The sequence below is a fragment of the Streptomyces sp. NBC_00647 genome, assembly GCF_045207245.1.
Lineage (GTDB): Bacteria > Actinomycetota > Actinomycetes > Streptomycetales > Streptomycetaceae > Streptomyces.
On the sequence record NZ_CP109040.1, the window covers coordinates 7,162,649 to 7,184,952 of the forward strand.

Annotated in this window: 14 protein-coding genes; 10 read left to right on the forward strand and 4 right to left on the reverse strand. The window is 70.9% G+C overall.

Features of this window, described 5'->3' with window-relative positions; all coding sequences use genetic code 11:
• Positions 1–28 precede the first annotated feature (28 nt).
• Positions 29–3,679, forward strand: coding sequence for an AAA family ATPase (locus OG788_RS31650; RefSeq protein ID WP_406374655.1), 3,651 nt, complete (start codon positions 29–31; stop codon positions 3,677–3,679).
• Between the two features lie 56 nt (positions 3,680–3,735).
• On the opposite strand, the gene OG788_RS31655 is transcribed toward OG788_RS31650, so the two are convergent.
• Positions 3,736–4,077, reverse strand: a complete 342-nt coding sequence (locus tag OG788_RS31655; RefSeq protein ID WP_351544978.1) for a DUF4326 domain-containing protein — start codon at positions 4,075–4,077, stop codon at positions 3,736–3,738.
• 506 nt (positions 4,078–4,583) lie between these two features.
• On the opposite strand from OG788_RS31655, the gene OG788_RS31660 reads away from it, so the two are divergent.
• Positions 4,584–6,002 carry a sugar porter family MFS transporter gene (locus tag OG788_RS31660; RefSeq protein WP_406374656.1) on the forward strand — a complete coding sequence of 473 codons (1,419 nt, stop codon included), beginning with the start codon at positions 4,584–4,586 and terminating at the stop codon, positions 6,000–6,002.
• Between the two features lie 96 nt (positions 6,003–6,098).
• On the opposite strand, the gene OG788_RS31665 is transcribed toward OG788_RS31660, so the two are convergent.
• Positions 6,099–7,103 (reverse strand): LLM class flavin-dependent oxidoreductase, encoded by a 1,005-nt coding sequence (locus tag OG788_RS31665; protein ID WP_406374657.1) that lies wholly within the window; start codon positions 7,101–7,103, stop codon positions 6,099–6,101.
• A gap of 349 nt (positions 7,104–7,452) precedes the next feature.
• Between OG788_RS31665 and ftsY the strand changes: the two genes are divergently transcribed.
• Entirely contained in the window at positions 7,453–8,652 is a 1,200-nt protein-coding gene (ftsY, locus tag OG788_RS31670; protein WP_356751543.1) for a signal recognition particle-docking protein FtsY, read from the forward strand.
• A gap of 168 nt (positions 8,653–8,820) precedes the next feature.
• Here ftsY and OG788_RS31675 read toward each other — a convergent pair whose 3' ends face one another.
• Positions 8,821–9,483 (reverse strand): bifunctional DNA primase/polymerase, encoded by a 663-nt coding sequence (locus tag OG788_RS31675; RefSeq protein ID WP_351544966.1) that lies wholly within the window; start codon positions 9,481–9,483, stop codon positions 8,821–8,823.
• 445 nt (positions 9,484–9,928) lie between these two features.
• Between OG788_RS31675 and OG788_RS31680 the strand changes: the two genes are divergently transcribed.
• The 6 genes from OG788_RS31680 (at position 9,929) to ftsH (ending at position 19,765) form a co-directional block, all read left to right on the forward strand.
• A complete protein-coding gene (locus OG788_RS31680) occupies positions 9,929–11,404 on the forward strand; it encodes a hypothetical protein (protein WP_351544958.1) in 1,476 nt (491 codons plus the stop codon).
• A gap of 436 nt (positions 11,405–11,840) precedes the next feature.
• Positions 11,841–13,178, forward strand: coding sequence for an ammonium transporter (locus OG788_RS31685; RefSeq protein ID WP_406374658.1), 1,338 nt, complete (start codon positions 11,841–11,843; stop codon positions 13,176–13,178).
• Complete coding sequence (locus tag OG788_RS31690) at positions 13,175–13,513, forward strand: P-II family nitrogen regulator (protein ID WP_003993253.1); 339 nt, start codon at positions 13,175–13,177, stop codon at positions 13,511–13,513. Before OG788_RS31685 ends, OG788_RS31690 begins: the two co-directional genes overlap by 4 nt.
• Before the next feature lie 40 nt (positions 13,514–13,553).
• Positions 13,554–16,013 carry a [protein-PII] uridylyltransferase gene (locus OG788_RS31695; protein ID WP_351544952.1) on the forward strand — a complete coding sequence of 820 codons (2,460 nt, stop codon included), beginning with the start codon at positions 13,554–13,556 and terminating at the stop codon, positions 16,011–16,013.
• A gap of 143 nt (positions 16,014–16,156) precedes the next feature.
• Complete coding sequence (gene ffh / locus OG788_RS31700; RefSeq protein ID WP_351544949.1) at positions 16,157–17,710, forward strand: signal recognition particle protein; 1,554 nt, start codon at positions 16,157–16,159, stop codon at positions 17,708–17,710.
• 120 nt (positions 17,711–17,830) lie between these two features.
• On the forward strand, positions 17,831–19,765 hold the full coding sequence (gene ftsH, locus OG788_RS31705; protein ID WP_406374659.1) for an ATP-dependent zinc metalloprotease FtsH: 1,935 nt from the start codon (positions 17,831–17,833) through the stop codon (positions 19,763–19,765).
• A 4-nt stretch (positions 19,766–19,769) separates the two neighbouring features.
• On the opposite strand, the gene OG788_RS31710 is transcribed toward ftsH, so the two are convergent.
• The gene (locus OG788_RS31710) at positions 19,770–20,624 is read right to left on the reverse strand and encodes an SAM-dependent methyltransferase (protein ID WP_406374660.1); all 855 of its coding nucleotides are present in this window, start codon (positions 20,622–20,624) and stop codon (positions 19,770–19,772) included.
• A gap of 197 nt (positions 20,625–20,821) precedes the next feature.
• On the opposite strand from OG788_RS31710, the gene proS reads away from it, so the two are divergent.
• Entirely contained in the window at positions 20,822–22,237 is a 1,416-nt protein-coding gene (gene proS / locus OG788_RS31715) for a proline--tRNA ligase (RefSeq protein WP_406374661.1), read from the forward strand.
• The last annotated feature ends 67 nt before the right edge of the window (positions 22,238–22,304 follow it).

Here is a 22,304-nt window from a genome sequence, read left to right on the forward strand (position 1 = left end):
ACCGGCCCGAAAGGTAGAGTCCAGCGGCGTGCACCTCAAGGCCCTGACCCTGCGCGGGTTCAAGTCGTTCGCCTCGGCGACCACGCTGCGGTTCGAGCCGGGAATCACCTGTGTCGTGGGCCCCAACGGTTCGGGCAAGTCCAACGTCGTGGACGCGCTCAGCTGGGTCATGGGCGAGCAGGGGGCCAAGTCGCTGCGCGGCGGCAAGATGGAGGACGTCATCTTCGCCGGCACCACCGGGCGCCCGCCGCTCGGCCGTGCCGAGGTCTCCCTCACCATCGACAACTCCGACGGCGCCCTGCCCATCGAGTACGCCGAGGTCACCATCACGCGGATCATGTTCCGCAACGGCGGCAGCGAGTACCAGATCAACGGCGACACCTGCCGGCTGCTCGACATCCAGGAGCTGTTGTCCGACTCCGGCATCGGCCGCGAGATGCACGTCATCGTGGGTCAGGGCCAGCTCGACTCCGTCCTGCACGCCGACCCGATGGGCCGCCGCGCCTTCATCGAGGAGGCGGCGGGAGTCCTCAAGCACCGCAAGCGCAAGGAGAAGGCGCTCCGGAAGCTGGACGCCATGAAGGCGAACCTCGCCCGCGTCCAGGACCTCACCGACGAACTGCGGCGCCAGCTGAAGCCGCTCGGCAGGCAGGCCGCGGTGGCACGCCGCGCCGCCGTCATCCAGGCCGACCTGCGCGACGCCCGGCTGCGCCTCCTCGCCGACGACCTCGTACGACTGCGCGGGGCACTCCAGTCCGAGATCGCCGACGAGGCCGCGCTCAAGCAGCGCAAGGAATCCGCCGAGGCCGAGCTGAAGAAGGCACTCCAGCGGGAGGCCCTGCTGGAGGACGAGGTGCGGCAGCTGACGCCGCGCCTCCAGCGCGCCCAGCAGACCTGGTACGAACTCTCCCAGCTGGCCGAGCGGGTGCGCGGCACGATCTCGCTGGCGGACGCGCGCGTGAAGAGCGCCACCTCGGTGCCCGCCGAGGAACGCCGCGGACGCGACCCCGAGGACATGGAGCGCGAGGCCGCCCGCATCCGTGAGCAGGAGGCCGAACTCGAAGCGGCCCTGGAGGCGGCCGAGCATGCCCTGGAGGACACCGTCGCGCACCGCGCCGAACTGGAGCGCGAACTCACCGTCGAGGAGCGCCGCCTCAAGGACGTGGCCCGTGCCATCGCCGACCGCCGCGAGGGCCTCGCCCGCCTCAACGGCCAGGTCAACGCCGCCCGTTCACGCGCCGCCTCCGCGCAGGCCGAGATCGACCGGCTCGCCGCCTCCCGCGACGAGGCCCAGGAGCGCGCGGTCACGGCGCAGGAGGAGTACGAGCAGCTGAAGGCCGAGGTCGACGGCCTCGACGCGGGCGACGCCGACCTCGCCGACCAGCACGAGGCGGCCAAGCGGGCCCTGTCCGACGCGGAGGCCGCGCTGAGCGCTGCCCGCGAGGCGGCCACCGCGGCCGAACGCAGGCGGGCGGCCACCCAGGCCCGCCACGAGGCACTGGCCCTCGGCCTGCGGCGCAAGGACGGCACGGGAGCGCTGCTCGGTGCCAAGGACCGGCTCACCGGGGTGCTGGGTCCCGCCGCCGAACTGCTGTCGGTCACCCCGGGCTTCGAGGTCGCGCTCGCCGCCGCGTTCGGCGCCGCGGCCGACGCCATCGCGGTCACCACCCCCGCCTCGGCTGCGGAGGCCATCCGCCTGCTGCGCAAGCAGGACGCGGGCCGGGCGTCGCTGTTGCTCTCCGGAGCACCCGAAGAGTTTCCCGCCGGCGCCGGACCGGCGGGCGACGCCTCCGTCGGCGTACCCCCGCAGGACCGGGACCGGGACCGGGAGCGTGACCAGGGCCGGGACCGGGACCAGGACCGGGACCGGAGCGACGGGCCTCCCTACGCCGCCGATCTCGTCCGGGGGCCCGCCGAGCTGATGCCCGCCGTACGGCGGCTGCTGCGCGGGATCGTCGTCGTCGGGACCCTCGAGGACGCCGAGGATCTCGTCTACGCGCGGCCCGGGCTCACCGCGGTGACCGCCGAGGGTGATCTGCTCGGGGCACATTTCGCGCACGGCGGGTCCGCCGGGGCGCCCAGCCTGCTCGAGGTGCAGGCCTCCGTGGACGAGGCGGCGGCCGAGCTCGAGGAACTGGCCGTGCGCTGCGACGAGTTGACCGAGGCGCAGGGGCTGGCGACGGAGCTGCGCACGGAGCGGGCCGCGCTCGTCGAGGAGCTGGGGGAGCGCCGCCGGGCCGCCGAGCGGGAGAAGTCGTCGGTCGCCCAGCAGCTCGGGCGGCTGGCCGGGCAGGCGCGAGGCGCCGCGGGCGAGGCGGAGCGGAGCACCGCGGCCGCCGCCCGCGCGCAGGACGCGCTCGACCGGGCCGTGGTGGAGGCCGAGGAGCTGGCCGAACGGCTCGCCGTGGCCGAGGAGATGCCCGTCGAGGAGGAACCCGACACCTCGGTACGGGACCGGCTCGCCGCCGACGGCGCCAACGCGCGCCAGACGGAGATGGAGGCCCGGCTCCAGGTGCGGACGCACGAGGAGCGGGTCAAGGGACTCGCCGGACGGGCCGACTCGCTCGACCGGGGAGCCCGCGCCGAACGCGAGGCCCGCGCGCGTGCCGAACAGCGCCGGGCACGGCTCCGCCACGAGGCGGCCGTCGCCGAGGCCGTCGCCTCCGGCGCGCGGCAGCTGCTCGCGCATGTCGAGGTCTCGCTCGCCCGGGCCGACGAGGAGCGTGTCGCCGCCGACAGTGCCAAGGCCCGCCGTGAGCAGGAGCTCGTGGCCGCGCGTGGCCAGGGCCGTGATCTCAAGGACGAGCTCGACAAGCTCACGGACTCGGTGCACCGGGGCGAGGTGCTCGGCGCGGAGAAGCGGCTGCGCATAGAGCAGCTCGAGGCGAAGGCGCTGGACGAACACGGCGTCGAACCGGCGGGACTCGTCGCGGACTACGGCCCCGATCAGCTCGTACCGCCCTCGCTGCCCGCCGAGGGCGAGGAGCTGCCCGAGGACCCGGAGCATCCGCGCAACCAGCCCCGGCGGTTCCACCGCGCCGAGCAGGAGAAGCGGCTCAAGTCGGCCGAACGGGCGTACCAGCAGCTCGGCAAGGTCAATCCGCTCGCCCTGGAGGAGTTCGCCGCGCTGGAGGAGCGCCACAAGTTCCTCAGTGAGCAGCTGGAGGACCTCAAGAAGACGCGCACCGACCTCCTCCAGGTGATCAAGGAGGTCGACGAGCGCGTCGAGCAGGTCTTCACCGAGGCGTACCGGGACACCGCCCGCGAGTTCGAGGGCGTCTTCAGCCGGCTGTTCCCGGGAGGGGACGGGCGGCTCATCCTGACCGATCCCGACAACATGCTCACCACCGGTGTCGACGTGGAGGCCAGGCCGCCGGGCAAGAAGGTCAAGCGGCTCAGCCTGCTCTCCGGCGGCGAGCGGTCGCTGACCGCCGTCGCGCTGCTCGTGTCGATCTTCAAGGCGCGCCCCAGCCCGTTCTATGTGATGGACGAGGTCGAGGCGGCGCTCGACGACACCAACCTTCAGCGGCTGATCCGGATCATGCAGGAGCTGCAGGAGGCCTCCCAGCTGATCGTGATCACTCACCAGAAGCGCACGATGGAGGTCGCCGACGCGCTGTACGGCGTCTCCATGCAGGGTGACGGCGTCTCGAAGGTCATCAGCCAGCGCCTGCGCTGACGCCCCGGGCTTGCCCGCAAGACGGGTCCTGTGGGTCCTGCGGGCCCTGCCGGTCCTTAAGGCTCCTCCGGCTCCGGGAGGCCCTCGCCCTCGCCCTCGTCGGCGAGTTCGGCGATCACCTCGGCGTGGCAGCGCTCGGGGACGCACCAGCAGCCGAGCCGGTGGCCGCGCAGAGCGGGGAGGCGGGCCAGCAGCTCCGGACGGGCCAGGAGATACGCGCGGTACATCTCGACGACCTCGTCCCGGGTGCCGTCGCGGCCGGGACGGAAGGGGCTCGCCAGCGGAGAACCGGCCAGGTGCCAGCCGCCCCGGTGCATGGCGCGGCCGACGTACACGACATCGGCGTACGCGGGATCGTCGCGGTGGCCTTTGAGGTTGACGACCGTCGTGGGCGGCATGGTCGGATACTCGCCGCTCGGGCGGGTACGAGCAAGGCGAACACGGCGTACGGCGCGCTCCCGCGGGCCCGGCCTCCGTGTTCCGCGTGTCACACCCGGGTGCTCCGTCCGGGAGGCGCGGGCCGGGACAGCCGTCGCGGTCGGCGCCCGTGCCGGACCTCTCGGTGGCCCCGGCCGCCGGCGCGGCCGGTTCACGAAGACGCCAACACGCCGCGGATTCCGCGGAGTCGGCGCATCGGAGGGACGACGGGACCCGGAGCGCAGAGTGACCCTCGCTAGGCCATCCGGTCATACGACGTTCAAGACTTGAACACAACTACGTCACATCGGAGGCCGAAACTCACAGCAAACTAATTATTGACTTCGAAACTTGAAGGCATAGTCTCTCCAGCGTTGCTTTTACCTTCAGGTGGTGGGCGGCGTGAACATGTGCGCCACTGGTACCACCCGCGAAGGGTTTCGCCCCCCACCCCCGGCAGCGAGGCCGGTGGCCCGAGGAGTTTTACGTGACCAGCGCAGCGCAGGCACCTAAGTCAGAAGCCAGGTCGGCTCACCCCGAACATCTCGGGCACGTCATCTTCATCGCGGCGGCGGCCGCCATGGGCGGCTTCCTGTTCGGCTACGACAGTGCCGTCATCAACGGCGCCGTCGAGGCCATCCGGAGCCGCTACGACATCGGCTCCGCGGCCCTGGCCCAGGTCATCGCCATCGCGCTGATCGGCTGTGCCGTCGGTGCCGCGGTCGCCGGCCGCATGGCCGACCGCATCGGACGCATCCGCTGCATGCAGATCTCCGCGACGCTCTTCACCATCAGCGCCGTCGGCTCGGCGCTGCCCTTCGCGCTGTGGGACCTCGCCTTCTGGCGCATCGTCGGCGGATTCGCCATCGGCATGGCCTCCGTCATCGGCCCCGCCTACATCGCCGAGGTCTCCCCGGCCGCGTACCGCGGACGGCTCGGCTCGTTCCAGCAGGCCGCGATCGTCGTCGGCATCGCCATCTCGCAGCTCGTCAACTACGCCATCCTGAACGCCGCCGACGGCGATCAGCGGGGCGAGCTCCTGGGCGTGGAAGCCTGGCAGGTCATGCTCGGCGTCATGGTCATCCCGGCCGTCCTCTACGGTCTGCTCTCCTTCGTCATCCCCGAGTCGCCGCGTTTCCTGCTCGAGGTCGGCCGCAGGGACCGTGCCCGTGAGGTGCTCAAGGAGGTCGAGGGCGACAAGATCGACCTGGACGCCCGTGTCGCCGAGATCGAGCACGCCATGAAGCGCGAGCACAAGTCGACCTTCAAGGACCTGCTCGGCGGGACCGTTTTCTTCAAGCCGATCGTCTGGGTCGGTATCGGCCTCTCGGTCTTCCAGCAGTTCGTCGGCATCAACATCGCGTTCTACTACTCCGCGACGCTGTGGCAGTCGGTCGGCGTCGACCCGACGGACTCGTTCTTCTACTCGTTCACCACCTCGATCATCAACATCATCGGCACCGTGATCGCCATGATCTTCGTGGACCGCATCGGCCGTAAGCCGCTCGCCCTCATCGGCTCGGTGGGTATGGCCATCGGTCTCGGGCTGGAGGCCTGGGCCTTCTCTTTCGACCTGGTCGACGGCAAGCTGCCCGCCACCCAGGGCTGGGTGGCCCTGATCGCCGCCCACGTCTTCGTCCTCTTCTTCGCCCTCTCCTGGGGTGTCGTGGTCTGGGTCTTCCTGGGCGAGATGTTCCCGAACCACATCCGCGCCGCCGCGCTCGGTGTCGCCGCCTCCGCGCAGTGGATCGCCAACTGGGCCATCACCGCGAGCTTCCCGTCGCTGGCCGACTGGAACCTGTCCGGCACCTATGTGATCTACACGTGCTTCGCCGTGCTCTCCATCCCCTTCGTGCTCAAGTTCGTCAAGGAGACGAAGGGCAAGACCCTGGAGGAGATGGGCTGACCGCCCGTGCCACCGGCGGCTCCCCCACGGGCCCCGGTGGCTCCCCGGAACTCGGGGAGAAGGGCCAAGTCCCCGCTGCCCCTCTCCCCGTACTCGTCAAGAGGGCGTGCTGCCCCGGCCCGGACCGTGAGGTCGATCGAGCCGGGGCAGCACGCTTTCGCAGAACAGCTGCAGACTGCGCCAGCCCTCGTCGACGGGCATTCCGCCGGACAGCGGATGCAGGACGAGGCTGTCGAGGCCCTGCGCCACGCACTGGTCGGGCGTGAGGATGCGGTAGACGCCCTCGGCGCGCAGCTCCTCGACGGTCGTGGCCGCCGACTTCACCGCCGAGCGGATCTCCCCCGACTGCCAGGACGCGTAGGTCCGCGCCTCGTGCAGGAAGTGGGAGCCGTACTCGGCCCAGGCCCGGTCCGGGTCCTCCGCGATGTGCAGCAACGGCGTCTCGGCGGCGGGCATCATCGTCCAGCCCTCGGTGCCGTACTCGGTGAGCCGCTCCTTGTAGTAGGCCTCCAGCTCGGGCAGGTGCGCGCTCGGGAAGAACGGCAGCCCGAGCCGGGCGGCCCGCCTGGCCGCGGCCCTGGAGGAGCCGCCCACCAGCAGCAGGGGGTGCGGATCCGAGAACGGGCGCGGGGTGACCCGTACCGTGCGGCCCCGATACGTGAATTCCTCGCCGGTCCACGCCTTCAGCACCGTCTCCAGGAGCTCGTCCTGGAGTTCGCCGCGCCGCTTCCAGTCCACGTCGAACAGCGCGTACTCCTCGGGCCGGTAGCCGATGCCGGCCACGGTCACCAGCCGCCCGCCGCTGAGCAGGTCGAGTACGGCGATGTCCTCGGCGAGACGCAGCGGGTCGTGCAGCGGGCCGATGACCGCCGAGACGGTGACCGCGAGATGCCGGGTCGCCCCGAAGACCGCGCCCGCGAAGGCGAACGGCGAGGGCAGCCAGTTGTTGGCCGCACCGTGATGCTCCTCGGTCTGCACGGTGGTGATCCCGCGGTCGTCGGCGTACGTGGCCATCTCGACGGCCGCCTTGTAGCGGGCACTCAGCGAGGCGGGGGTGGCGTCGGGTTCGACGAGGTTGAAGCGCACGACCGTTACGGGCATGGGGAGCCCCCCTTCGTGTGTGGAGGGGGACGGTAGCTGACGGTGCGTCAGACATCCATAGCCGCGGAACGCTTTCGCGGGCGGTGGCACGGGTGCCGCCGCGGGCCGGGCGGCACGGCGCGGCGGCGAGGGTGCGCCACGGTCGACGGCAAGGGCAGTGTCCACTCCCGGGTACGGTGCGCGCACCCCCACGCCCCGTGAGCTCGAGCGACACGGGGGAGGGTTGTGACTCCGCCCTCGAGGCTTCCCGCAGACGCGTCCGGGCGGCGGACCGGCCCGGCCCGCGGGGCACGCGGCCCCGCACGGGCAGCGGCTGGCCGGACGCGAGGTCACGCATACTGGACGGGTTATGGAAACCATCATCCTTGCTGTAGTCATCGCCGTGGTGGTGATCGGCGCGCTCGGTGGGCTCGTCGTCGGCAGTCGCAAGCGGAAGCAGCTGCCCCCGCCGCCCCCGGCCGCCCCCGACATCACCGCCCCTCCGGCCGAACCGCACGTCGGCGACGAGGCCGAGACGCCGCGCGACGAACCACGCCGCACGATCGAGGAGGTGGATCTTCCCGATCGCTCGGCCGCCACGCCGGTCGTCGTCGAGGAACCGGCCGCCCCCGCGATCGAGATCCCGGAACCGACCGCGGGCCGCCTGGTGCGCCTGCGCACCCGGCTCTCCCGCTCGCAGAACGCGCTCGGCAAGGGGCTGCTCACGCTGCTCTCGCGCGAGCACCTCGACGAGGACACCTGGGAGGAGATCGAGGACACGCTGCTCGTCGCCGACGTCGGCGTGCAGCCCACCCAGGAGCTGGTCGAGCGGCTGCGCGAGCGGGTGAAGGTGCTCGGCACGCGGACGCCGGACGAGCTGCGCGCCCTGCTGCGCGAAGAGCTGCTCCTGCTGCTCGTCCCGGAGTTCGACCGCGAGGTCAAGACCGACTCGAACCTCGACACCCCGGGCATCGTGATGGTCGTCGGCGTCAACGGCACCGGCAAGACCACCACCACCGGCAAGCTCGCGCGCGTGCTCGTCGCCGACGGCAAGAACGTCGTGCTGGGTGCCGCCGACACCTTCCGCGCCGCCGCCGCCGACCAGCTCCAGACCTGGGGCGAGCGTGTGGGTGCCCGCACCGTCCGTGGCCCCGAGGGCGGAGACCCCGCCTCGATCGCGTTCGACGCGGTCAAGGAGGGCATCGAGGAGGGCGCGGACGTCGTCCTCATCGACACCGCCGGCCGGCTCCACACCAAGACCGGCCTCATGGACGAGCTCGGCAAGGTCAAGCGCGTCGTCGAGAAGCACGCGCCGCTCGACGAGGTGCTTCTCGTCCTCGACGCGACCACCGGCCAGAACGGCCTGGTCCAGGCGCGTGTGTTCGCCGAGGTCGTGGAGATCACCGGCATCGTGCTGACCAAGCTCGACGGTACGGCGAAGGGCGGCATCGTCATCGCGGTGCAGCGTGAGCTGGGCGTCCCGGTGAAGCTGGTGGGGCTCGGCGAGGGCGCGGACGACCTGGCGCCGTTCGAGCCGGAGGCGTTCGTTGACGCCCTTATCGGCGAGTGACCACCCGCGTGAACGCGTAGGTGCCCGAAGAAGCGCCCGTCCCCACGACACTGTCGGGGACGGGCGCTTCTTCATGTGACGTTCGTGGTGTTCGTGGTGTTCGTGGCGTCGACGCCGTCGGCCCGTGAGGCGGCGGGCGAGGTGACGGACGGGCCGGTGCGGCGAGGCTCAGGCCCGTGAACGGTGGGCCACGTACGCGAGCGTGCCCAGCAGCAGCCGGGCCGGCGGCGGCTTCGTCGCGGAGTCGAGGGCGGGGGAGCGCAGCCAGCGGACCGGGCCGAGTCCCGCGCGGTCGGAGGGCGGGGCGGTGATGAAGGAACCGGGACCCAGGCCGTACAGATCGAGGGACGGGTCGTCCCAGCCCATCCGGTAGAGCAGTTCGGGAAGCTCGGCGGCGGACCCGGGGGAGACGAAGAAGTGGGCGCGGCCGTCGGGTGTGGCCGTGACCGGGCCGAGAGGGAGGCCCATGCGCTCCAGGCGGACCAGCGCGCGGCGCCCGGCGGGCTCGGCGACCTCGATCACGTCGAACGCCCGGCCGACCCGCAGCATCACCGCGGCGCCCGGGAACTCGGACCAGAGGCCGGTCGCCTCGTCCAGTGTCGCGCCGGCCGGGATCGTCGGGGCGAAGCCCAGGGGGTGCGCACCCGGTGCCGCGCAGTCGCCCCTGCCGCACGAGCACACCCCCGCGGCGGCCCTGGCGCCCGGGACCACGTCCCATCCCCAGAGTCCGGTGAATTCTGCGACGGCTGTGCTCTCCGACGAGCGGCCGCGGCGACGAGTGCCGGTCCGGATGTCGCGCATCGCCCGACTGCTGCCGATCGTGAAGCCCATGCCCCCTCCAACGGGTCCGATGCGCCGGTGGTTACGTGACGAAACCGGATCGTCACCCTCTGTTCCTGACTGCCCGGTTTCGCGCGATCCAGGCGGCGCCTTGTGGTGCACCGGGTGGTGCGCTCGGCTCCGTGCGCCCCGGCGTACACCGTTCCGCCCATCACCGGCCCTCCTGTGTCAAGTCAATCGCGAGCAGGGCGAACGGAGTTCATTCGAAGGGGTGGCGAATGGTGGCGTTTCACGGATCGCCATGGCTGAGGCGTGATCGTAGGATTACTTTGAGTACACGAGTCCGGGGCTGTTTGTACTCGTGGGTATGCCAAGGGCAAGTCGGCTTACCGTTCGAAGGGTGGGAACTGCCGGACGCGGGGCCGTATTTACCGGCATTCTGATAGGGCTTGGCGCAGAGCGGCGGCAAGTGGTCTCAGAGAGTGGGGGCGTTCCAGTGGGCGGCAACGGCGGAGGCGGGACGAACGCTGACAAGCGCCCCAACGAGCTGCTCGGCTCGTGGTTCGTGCGCAGCGGCTGGTCGAAGGGCGAACTCGCGCGCCAAGTGAACCGCCGGGCCCGCCAGTTGGGGGCCAACCACATTTCCACGGACACCTCGCGGGTGCGCCGCTGGCTGGACGGCGAGAACCCGCGCGAGCCGATCCCGCGGATCCTGTCCGAGCTGTTCTCCGAGCGGTTCGGCTGTGTCGTCGCCGTGGAGGACCTCGGTCTGCGCGCCGCCCACCAGGCACCCTCCGTGTCGGGTATCGACCTGCCGTGGACGGGCCCCCAGACCGTCGCGCTGATCAGTGAATACTCGCGCAGCGACCTGATGTTGGCGCGGCGCGGCTTCCTCGGCAGTTCGCTGGCCCTCGCCGCGGGTCCCGCCCTCGTCGAGCCCATGCAGCGCTGGCTCGTCCCCACGCCCCTGGCGCCGCAGGAGGAGCCCGAACCCCCGGCCTCGGCGCGCCGCGGCGGCCGGCTCTCCAAGCCGGAGCTGGACCTCCTGGAGTCCACCACCGCGATGTTCCGTCAGTGGGACGCCCAGTGCGGCGGCGGACTGCGCCGCAAGGCGGTCGTCGGCCAGTTGCACGAGGTGACGGACCTGCTCCAGGAGCCGCAGCCCGCCGCCACCGGCAAGCTGCTGTTCAAGGTCGCCGCCGAACTGGCCGAGCTGGCAGGCTGGATGAGCTACGACGTGGGCCTCCAGCCCACCGCCCAGAAGTACTTCGTGCTCGCCCTGCACGCCTCGAAGGAGGCCGGCGACAAGCCGCTCGGCTCGTACATCCTCTCCAGCATGAGCCGCCAGATGATTCATCTCGGGCGGCCCGACGACGCGTTGGAACTGATCCATCTCGCGCAGTACGGCAGCCGCGACTGCGCGAGCCCTCGCACCCAGTCGATGCTGTATGCGATGGAGGCCCGCGCCTACGCCAACATGGGCCAGCCCGGAAAGTGCAAGCGGGCCGTCCGGATGGCCGAGGACACCTTCGCCGACGTGCACGAGTGGGACGACCCGGATCCCGACTGGATCCGCTTCTTCTCCAAGGCCGAGCTGTACGGCGAGAACTCGCACTCCTATCGTGACCTCGCCTATGTCGCCGGCCGCAGCCCCACGTACGCCTCCATGGCCGAGCCGCTGATGCAGGAGGCCGTCGACCGTTTCGGCAAGGATCCCGAGCACCAGCGTTCGTACGCACTCAACCTCATCGGCATGGCCACCGTGCACCTGCTGCAGCGTGAGCCCGAGCGGAGTGCGGTCCTGGCCAAGGAAGCGCTGAGGATCGGCAAGAAGGTGCGCTCGGAGCGCGTCAACACTCGTATCCGAAAGACCGTCGATGCCGCGGTCCGCGATTTCGGGGACCTCGCCGAGGTCATCGACCTCACCGACCAGCTGGCCGTCGACCTGCCCGAGACCGCGGAAGCGGTCTGACCCGGGGCCGCGAAGGCGGCCCCGCCCCGTACCCCGGCCGCGGCCGGTCGTCCCGAACTGCCCGACTCGGCTCCCCCATGCCAGGTCATCGGACGACCAGCCGTGGCCGGTTCCGTTGTGTGCCCCTCGGCCGGCGCCGCTCGCGAGGACGTGGCTGGTCAGTGCGGGGACGGCTCACCCGGTGGCCGCGGTCGACCGCGCCCGGGGCGCCGCGACGGCCCCTGCCGATGATTGCGTCACGATAACGATCGGTTCGACCACTATCCGGCAGTTCATGAATGCGTAACACACAGAGCGCCTTCGTCACTGGTGCGAAACATCGAGGGGCTTCCACGGAAACGGCGCTGCGCCAATCTCATGGCGCATAACCGGCCCACCCCTCACGACCACTCAGGCTTCGCCCGCACGGGGCCGTACCAACGACGAGGAGACGCCGATGGCACCAGCCATCACCCTTGCCGCAGAGGCACCCAAGCTTTCTGCCGCCAACACAGGGTTCATGCTCATCTGTTCCGCCCTGGTGCTCATCATGACGCCCGGCCTCGCCTTCTTCTACGGAGGCATGGTCCGCGTCAAGAGCACCCTCAACATGCTGATGATGAGTTTCATCAGCATGGGGATCATCACCATCCTGTGGGTGCTGTACGGCTTCTCCCTCGCCTTCGGCACGGACAAGGGATCGTTCATCGGCTGGACCTCTGACTGGGTCGGCCTCAGCAACATCGGCCTGACGGAGCTGTGGGACGGGTACACCATCCCGGTCTTCGTCTTCATGGTCTTCCAGCTGATGTTCGCGATCATCACGCCCGCGCTGATAAGCGGTGCTCTCGCTGACCGCGTGAAGTTCACCGCGTGGTCGCTCTTCATCGCGCTGTGGGCCACGGTCGTCTACTTCCCGGTCGCCCACTGGGTGTGGGGCGCTGGCGGCTGGGCCTTCGAGCTGGGTGTGATCGACTTCGCCGGTGGTACGGCGGTCCACATCAACGCGGGCGCCGCGGCGCTCGGCGTGATCCTGGTCATCGGCAAGCGCGTCGGCTTCAAGAAGGACCCGATGCGCCCGCACAGCCTCCCGCTGGTGATGCTCGGCTCCGGTCTGCTGTGGTTCGGCTGGTTCGGATTCAACGCGGGCTCGTGGCTCGGCAACGACGACGGCGTCGGCGCGCTGATGTTCGTCAACACGCAGATCGCCACCGCGGCCGCCATGCTGGCCTGGCTCGCCTACGAGAAGATCCGGCACGGCGCGTTCACCACGCTGGGCGCGGCTTCCGGCGCGGTCGCGGGTCTGGTCGCCATCACCCCGTCCGGCGGTGCGGTCTCCCCGCTCGGCGCGATCGCGGTCGGAGCCATCGCCGGTGTCCTGTGCGCCATGGCCGTGGGCCTGAAGTACAGGTTCGGCTACGACGACTCCCTGGACGTCGTCGGAGTCCACCTGGTCGGCGGTGTCATCGGCTCCCTGCTGATCGGCTTCTTCGCCAGCGGCAAGGGCCAGTCCACGGTCGAGGGCCTCTTCTACGGCGGCGGTCTGACCCAGTTCTGGAAGCAGTGCGCGGGCGTCTTCGCCGTCCTCGGCTACTCCCTCGTCGTCTCCGCCATCCTCGCCTTCCTCATCGACAAGACCATGGGCATGCGGGTCACCGAGGACGAGGAGATCGCCGGCATCGACCAGGCCGAGCACGCCGAGACCGCATACGACTTCAGCGGTGCCGGCGGCGGCTCCGCCCGGACCGCCGTGCCCGCCCCGGCCGACACGGATGCCAAGAAGGTGGACGCATGAAGCTCATCACCGCCGTCGTGAAGCCTCACCGGCTCGACGAGATCAAGGAGGCCCTGCAGGCCTTCGGGGTTCACGGACTGACGGTCACCGAAGCCAGCGGCTACGGTCGGCAGCGGGGACACACCGAGGTCTACCGCGGCGCCGAGTACACGGTCGACCTCGTCCCCAAGATCCGCATCGAGGTGCTGGTCGAGGACGACGACGCCGAACAGCTCATCGACGTCGTCGTGAAGGCGGCCCGTACCGGCAAGATCGGTGACGGCAAGGTGTGGTCCATCCCGGTCGATACGGCCGTCCGGGTCCGGACCGGCGAGCGCGGCCCGGACGCACTCTGACCGGATCGGCCCGCAGAAGAAGAAAGACAGGAGTCGCTGGGTGACGAGCACGGACACGCGAGTGGAAGCAGAGGACTCGGGACCCAGCGGCTACGCGGCGGCCCGGCTGCGCCTCCTCCAGGAGGGGGCGCGGTCCGGGCCGCCGCGCCGTGCCGCCCTCGCCGAACTGACGGACGACTGGCTGACCGGCCTGTTCACCGCCGGATCCGAGGGCATGCGCGGGGTCTCCCTCGTCGCCGTCGGCGGCTACGGCCGCGGTGAGCTCTCCCCCCGAAGCGACCTCGACCTGCTCCTCCTGCACGACGGCGGCGACTCCGGCGCCGTCGCCTCCCTCGCCGACCGCATCTGGTACCCCGTCTGGGATCTGGGCCTCGACCTCGACCACTCGGTCCGCACACCCGCGGAGGCCCGCAAGACCGCCGCCGACGACCTCAAGGCCCAGCTCGGCCTCCTCGACGCCCGCCACCTCGCGGGCGATCTCGGTCTCACCGCCGGATTGCGTACGGCCGTCCTCGCCGACTGGCGCAACCAGGCCCCGAAGCGTCTGCCCGAACTCCAGGAGCTGTGCGCGGAGCGCGCCGAGCGCCAGGGCGAACTCCAGTACCTCCTCGAACCGGACCTGAAGGAAGCGCGCGGCGGGCTGCGCGACGCCACCGCACTGCGCGCCGTCGCCGCGTCCTGGCTCGCGGACGCGCCCCGCGAGGGCCTGACCGACGCACGCCGCAGGCTCCTCGACGTCCGAGACGCCCTGCACCTCGCCACCGGACGCGCCACCGACCGCCTCGCGCTCCAGGAACAGGACCAGGTCGCCGCCGAACTCGGTCTGCTGGACGCCGACACGCTGCTGCGCCAGGTCTACGAGGCCGCGCGCGTCGTGTCGTACGCCAGTGACGTCACCTGGCGCGAAGTGGGGCGTGTCCTGCGATCGCGTGCCGTACGTCCGCGGCTGCGCGCCATGCTGGGCGGCGGCAAGCCGACCACCGAGCGATCCCCCCTCGCCGAGGGCGTGGTCGAGCAGGACGGCGAGGTGGTGCTCGCCCGCGCCGCCCGTCCCGAGCGCGACCCGGTGCTGCCGTTGCGCGCGGCGGCAGCGGCCGCGCAGGCGGATCTCCCCCTGTCCCTGCACGCCGTACGGCGCATGGCCGCCGCCGCGCGCCCTCTCCCCACGCCCTGGCCGGCGGAGGCGCGCCAGCAGCTCGTCACCCTCCTCGGCTCGGGCAGCCCGACCATCGAGGTCTGGGAGGCGCTGGAGGCGGAAGGACTGATCACCCGGCTGCTGCCCGACTGGGAGCGGGTGCGCTGCCGGCCGCAGCGCAACGCCGTCCACATCTGGACCGTCGACCGCCACCTCATCGAGACGGCCGTCCGTGCCTCGGAACTGACCCGCCGCGTGGGCCGTCCCGACCTCCTTCTCGTCGCGGCCCTGCTGCACGACATCGGCAAGGGCTGGCCCGGCGACCACTCCGTGGCCGGCGAGATCATCGCCCGTGACGTGGCCGCCCGGATCGGCTTCGACCGCGTGGACGTGGCGGTGCTCGCCACGCTCGTACGCCACCATCTGCTGCTCATCGACACCGCGACCCGGCGTGACCTGGAGGACCCGGCCACCGTCCGCTCGGTCGCCGAGGCCGTCGGATCGCAGGGCACCCTGGAACTGCTGCACGCGCTCACCGAGGCGGACGCGCTGGCCACCGGGCCCGCCGCCTGGTCCTCCTGGCGCGGCTCTCTCGTCACCGACCTGGTCAAACGGGTCTCGGCCGTGCTCGCCGGGGACACCCCCGACGAGCCCGAGGCCGCCGCGCCGACCGCCGAACAGGAACGGCTCGCGATCGAGGCGTTCCGCACGGGCGGTCCCGTCCTGGCGCTGCGCGCGCAGACGGAGCCGGTCGACGCCGACGCCGAGGCGGAATCCGTCCCCCAGGACCCGGAGCCGCTGGGTGTGGAACTTCTCATCGCGGTCCCGGACCAGCCGGGCGTGCTCCCCGCGGTGGCCGGCGTCCTCGCCATGCACCGGCTGACCGTCCGCACCGCCGAGCTGCGCGCCCTGGACCTGCCCGACGGGGTCGAGGGCTCGGTCCTGCTGCTCAACTGGCGGGTCGCCGCCGAGTACGGCTCCCTGCCGCAGGCCGCCCGCCTGCGCGCCGACCTCGTACGCGCCCTCGACGGTTCCCTCGACATCGCGGCGCGCCTCGCCGAACGCGACGCCGCCTACCCGCGCCGCCGCGGAACGATCGCGCCGCCGCCCCGTGTGACAGTGGCCCCGGCCGCCTCGCGGCACGCCACGGTCATCGAGGTCCGCGCCCACGACGCCCCGGGCCTGCTGCACCGCATCGGGCGGGCCCTGGAGAAGGCGCACGTCCGGGTACGCAGCATGCATGTCTCCACGCTCGGCGCGAACGCCGTGGACGCCTTCTACGTGACCGGCACGAAGGGGGCGCCCCTGCCGGGCGCGGAGGCGGCCTCGGTGGCCCGTGCGCTGGAGGAGGCGCTGCGGGAATGAAGCGGTGCCGACCGTCCCGTACAGCTGGTCGTGAGGGTGCCATAGGTCTCTCGTATGAACGCGGTGGAGACCCCACCGCACGCGGCCGGATACCCTGGAGGGCGATTCCCATCGCCCCCGACCCCTGAGGACCGACGAGCGCCGTGTTCGATACTCTCTCCGATCGCCTCTCAGCGACGTTCAAGAACCTGCGGGGCAAGGGCCGACTGTCCGAAGCCGACATCGACGCCACCGCACGCGAGATCCGTATCGCGCTCCTCGAAGCCGACGTGGCCCTGCCTGTCGTGCGGACTTTCATCAAGAACGTCAAGGAGCGCGCACTCGGTGTCGAGGTCTCCAAGGCGCTGAACCCCGCCCAGCAGGTTCTGAAGATCGTGAACGACGAGCTCGTCACGATCCTCGGCGGGGAGACCCGCCGCCTCCGCTTCGCCAAGAACCCGCCCACCGTGATCATGCTCGCGGGTCTCCAGGGTGCGGGCAAGACCACGCTCGCCGGAAAGCTCGGCAAGTGGCTCAAGGACCAGGGGCACTCCCCGCTCCTCGTCGCCGCCGACCTCCAGCGCCCGAACGCGGTGAACCAGCTCAGCGTGGTCGCCGAGCGCGCGGGCGTCGCCGTCTACGCCCCCGAGCCGGGCAACGGCGTCGGCGACCCGGTCAAGGTCGCCAAGGACTCCATGGAGTTCGCGAAGACCAAGGTCCACGACATCGTGATCGTGGACACCGCCGGCCGCCTCGGCATCGACCAGGAGCTGATGCAGCAGGCCGCGGACATCCGCGACGCCGTCAGCCCCGACGAGATCCTCTTCGTCGTCGACGCGATGATCGGCCAGGACGCGGTCAACACGGCCGAGTCCTTCCGTGACGGCGTCGGCTTCGACGGCGTGGTGCTCTCCAAGCTCGACGGTGACGCCCGCGGTGGTGCGGCCCTGTCGATCGCCTCGGTCACCGGCAAGCCGATCATGTTCGCGTCGAACGGCGAGAAGCTCGACGACTTCGACGCCTTCCACCCGGACCGGATGGCCTCCCGCATCCTCGACATGGGTGACCTGCTCACCCTGATCGAGCAGGCGGAGAAGACGTTCAGCCAAGAAGAGGCCGAGAAGATGGCCTCCAAGCTGGCGTCCAAGAAGGGCCAGGACTTCACCCTGGACGACTTCCTGGCCCAGATGGAGCAGGTCCGGAAGATGGGCAGCATCAGCAAGCTGCTCGGCATGCTCCCGGGCATGGGCCAGATCAAGGACCAGATCAACAATCTCGACGAGCGCGACGTCGACCGCACGGCCGCCATCATCAAGTCGATGACGCCGGCCGAGCGCCAGGAGCCGACGATCATCAACGGCTCGCGCCGCGCCCGTATCGCCAAGGGTTCCGGTGTCGAGGTCAGCGCGGTCAAGGGCCTGGTCGAGCGCTTCTTCGAGGCCCGCAAGATGATGTCCCGCATGGCCCAGGGCGGCGGGATGCCGGGCATGCCCGGAATGCCGGGCATGGGTGGCGGCCCCGGCCGCACCAAGAAGAAGCAGAAGCAGGCCAAGGGCAAGCAGCGCTCCGGCAACCCGATGAAGCGCAAGCAGCAGGAGGAAGAGGAGGCTGCCCGCCGCGAGGCCGGTGCCCAGGGCGGCAACGCCTTCGGCCTTCCTCAGCAGGGCGCCCAGGAGGACTTCGAGCTGCCGGACGAGTTCAAGAAATTCATGGGCTGACATCGCGTCCCGTACGGGAGCGCTTCAGCGACGCCCACTGGGGGCGCCCCTCACCGGAGGGGCGCCCCCAGTGGCGTGAGCGCGGGTGCCGCCGTCCGCCATATGTCGTAACGTCACCATATGGGCAACCCCGTACCGCCGCGCAAGGCACCTGATCAGCCGTGGCGTACCGAGGGCACGCCACCCGAGTCGACACCGCCTTCGGGTGGCCGGCGGAAGCTGCCCGGCGGCTGGTGGAGCCTGGCCCTGGCCGCTCTCGTGGTGTTCCTGGTCGCGAACCTGGTGCTCTCCTTCTACAACCAGGGCGACGAGCCGACGATCTCGTACACGGAGTTCAGCAGACAGGTGACCGACGGCAACGTCACCAAGATCTACTCCAAGGGCGACGCGATCCAGGGGCAGCTCAAGAACTCCCAGGAGAACCCCGACGGCGACGGGAAATACACCAAGTTCAAGACCCAGCGCCCGGTCTTCGCGGACGACAAGCTCTGGGAGAACCTGCAGGCGCACGACGTCACGGTGACCGCCTCGCCGGTCGTCCAGGAGCGCAGCTTCCTCTTCAATCTGCTGATCTCGCTCGCCCCGATGCTCCTGCTCGTCGTCCTGTGGATCTTCATCGCCCGCAGGATGGGCTCCGGCATGGGCGGCGCCGGCGGCATGCTCGGCCGCAAGACACCCCCCAAGCCGGTCGAACTCGTGCCCGGCGGCAAGCGCACGACGTTCGCCGACGTGGCCGGCATCGACGAGGTCGCCGGTGAACTCAACGACGTCGTGGACTTCCTCAAGAACCCCGACGCGTACCGCAGGATGGGCGCCAAGATGCCGCGCGGTGTGCTGCTGGCGGGGCCGCCCGGCACGGGAAAGACCCTGCTCGCGCGGGCGGTCGCGGGGGAGGCGGGGGTCCCGTTCTTCTCCGCCTCCGCCTCCGAGTTCATCGAGATGATCGTGGGCGTCGGCGCCTCGCGCGTGCGCGAGCTGTTCGCCGAGGCCCGCAAAGTGGCCCCGTCGATCATCTTCATCGACGAGATCGACACCATCGGGCGGGCGCGGTCGGGCGGCTCCGGCATGGGCGGCCACGACGAGCGCGAGCAGACGCTGAACCAGATCCTCACCGAGATGGACGGCTTCTCCGGCTCGGAGGGCGTCATCGTCATCGCCGCCACCAACCGCGCGGACATCCTGGACCCGGCGCTCACCCGCCCCGGCCGCTTCGACCGCGTCGTCAACGTCTCGCCCCCCGACCGCGGCGGCCGTGAGGCGATCCTGGAGATCCACACCCGCGACATCCCGCTCGCCCCCGGCGTGGACCTGACCCAGGTGGCCCGTACGACCCCGGGCATGACCGGCGCAGACCTCGCCAACCTCGCCAACGAGGCGGCCCTCCTCGCCGTCAAGCGCAAGCAGCAGGAGGTGACCCAGGGCGACCTGTCCGAAGCGCTCGAAAAGGTACAGCTCGGCGCCGAGCGCTCCCTGGTCATGCCCTACGAGGAACGCCGCCGCACCGCCTACCACGAGAGCGGACACGCGCTCCTCGGCATGCTGCGGCCCGGCGCCGACCCGGTCCGCAAGATCACCATCGTCCCGCGCGGCCGCGCCCTCGGCGTCACCCTCTCGACGCCGGACGCGGACCGGTACGCCTACACCGAGGAGTACCTGCGCGGCCGCATCATCGGCGCCCTCGGCGGAATGGCCGCCGAACACGTCGTCTACGACGTCATCACCACGGGCTCGGAGAACGACCTCGAACAGGTCACGAACATCGTCCGCGGCATGGTCGCCCGCTGGGGCATGAGCGAACGCGTCGGCCGGCTGTCCGCCCTGCCCAGCGACGCCCAGCAGGCCTACGGCCTCTCGGCCGCCCCGGGCACCCTCGACTCGATCGACCACGAGATGCGCCGCATCGTCGACGAGTGCTACGAGGAGGCCTGCCTGAAACTCCGCGAACACCGAGGACAACTGGACGCCCTGGCGAAGGCGCTCCTCGCCAACGAGACCCTGGAAGAGGCGGAGGCCTACCGGATCGCCGGAGTACCCCGTGCGGCGAAGGAAGCGTGATCCCTCAGACCGTACGGGCGATCAGATACCGGAACACGTTCGGCATCCAGACCGTCCCGTCCCGCCGCAGATGCGGATGCAGCGCCTCGGCCACTTCCTTGTCGACCTGGGCCTGATCGGTCGCGTCGACCGCGGCGTCGAAGAGACCCGTGGACAGCAGCCCTCGCACGGCACTGTCCACATCGGCGTATCCGAAGGGACAGGCCACCCGACCTGAGCCGTCCGGCCGCAGCCCGGCCCGCTGGGCCACCTCCTCCAGGTCGTCCCGGCGGGCGGCACGCAGGCAGACCGCACCGCGCAGGGGGTCGGCCAGTTTGGTGGCCACCCGCAGCACGGCCGAGGTGCTGCACCGTTCCGGTGGCCCCCACCCGACCAGCACCACGGGCGTTCCGCGGCCGGTGAGCGGTGCCGCCTCCGCGAGCAGCGAACCGAGTCCCTCGGAGTCTCCGGACACGCAGCCGATCGGCTCGAACGCGGTCGCCAGGTTGTAGGCCGGCGCTCCCGCCACGGCCGCGTCCCCGGGGGAGCCGGCCACGAGCCGGTGGCCGCGCGGGGGTGTGCTCCCTCCCTCAGGCAGCAGACGCTCGCGTGCGAAGGCCAGCCGTTCGGGCGACGAGGAGTCGACACCCGTGACCGCGGCGCCGCGGGAGGCCGCCATGAGCAGGGCGAGCCCCGCCCCGCAGCCGAGCCCGAGCAGCCGCGTCCCGCCGCCCACTTCGAGCCGCTCGTAGACGGCCTCGTAGAGCGGCACCAGCATCCGCTCCTGGATCTCGGCCCAGTCACGCGCGCGTGCACCCCGGTCCGCGCGGGGCGCTGGACCCGCATGAGGAAGGTGCTGCCGCACGAGCGTAGGTGTCATCGAAAGTGCCCCAATCCGCCGAGAGTTGCCGCCGGGCCTGTTCCTTCGCCCCCGCGCACGAGGCCCGCACTCCCCCCGTATGTCAGGTAACTCCGCACTCGACGTGCCGTCCAGGGGTTGCGGGGTCCCGTTTGTGCGCGGGCCGCAAAGGGCGCGAGAATTCACATTCCGGCAACGTGGGCCCGTACGATCGCCGCATGGCAAAGGCACCCGTTCTCACGCCCCAGGCGGACGATTTCCCGCGCTGGTACCAGGACTTGATCAACAAGGCCGAGCTCGCCGACAACGGGCCGGTGCGCGGCACCATGGTCATCCGGCCGTACGGGTACGGGCTGTGGGAGCGGATGCAGCAGGAGATGGACGCCCGTATCAAGGAAGCGGGCGCCCAGAACGCGTACTTCCCGCTGTTCATCCCGCAGTCGTACCTGACCCGGGAGGCGGAGCACGTCGAGGGGTTCGCCCCCGAGCTCGCGGTGGTCACGCACGGCGGCGGCAAGGAGCTGGAGGAGCCGGTCGTCGTCCGCCCCACCTCCGAGACGATCATCAACGACTACTTCTCCAAGTGGGTGCAGAGCTACCGCGATCTGCCGCTCCTGATCAACCAGTGGGCGAACGTGGTCCGTTGGGAGATGCGCCCGCGGGTGTTCCTCCGAACGACTGAATTTCTCTGGCAGGAGGGCCACACCGCCCACGCCACCTACGAGGACGCCCGGGACTATGCCGCGCACATCCACAAGGAGGTGTACGCCGACTTCATGGTCGATGTCCTCGGCATCGACGTCGTCCTTGGCCGGAAGACGGCGAGCGAGCGGTTCGCGGGTGCCATCAACACCCTCACCCTCGAAGCCATGATGGGCGACGGCAAGGCGCTCCAGATGGGCACCAGCCACGAGCTGGGGCAGAACTTCGCGAAGGCGTTCAACACCCAGTACCTGTCCAAGGAGGGCAGACAGGAGCTCGTCTGGCAGACCTCCTGGGGGTCCTCGACCCGCATGGTGGGTGGCCTGATCATGTCGCACGGTGATGACAGAGGGTTGCGGGTGCCGCCTCGGCTCGCCCCGGTACAGGTCGTCGTCCTCGCGATCAAGGGGGACGAAGCGGTTCTGGCCAAGGTCCGCGAGATCGGCGACCGGCTGAAGGCGGCGGGTGTACGGGTCCAGGTCGACGACCGCACGGACACCCCCTTCGGGCGCCGCGCCGTCGACTGGGAACTCAAGGGCGTCCCCGCGCGCGTCGAGGTCGGCCCCCGTGACCTGGAGAGTGGCACCGCGATGCTGGTCCGCCGTATCCCCGGGGGCAAGGAGCCCGTGGCCGTCGACGCACTGGCGGCACTGCTCCCCGGCATCCTCGAGGAGGACCAGGCGCTGCTCCTGAGGCAGTCGCGCGAGCGCCGCGAGTCCCGCACGTCGGACGTCTCGACGATCGACGCGGCCGTGGAGGCCGCCGTGGCGGGCGGCTGGGCGCGCATTCCGTGGGCCGACCTCGGCGAAGAGGGCGAGGCCAGGCTCGCCGAGCACGCGGTGACCGTACGGTGTCTGGTCGCGGAGGACGGGTCGGTGCCCGGCGCCGACGACGCACCCGGTAACGTCGCCGTCGTCGCCCGCGCCTACTGAGCGGGCCCGAGGGCGGCCGAAACACCTCTTGCGCATCTGCCGACCACAGGCGCCCCGGAGCGCGGAG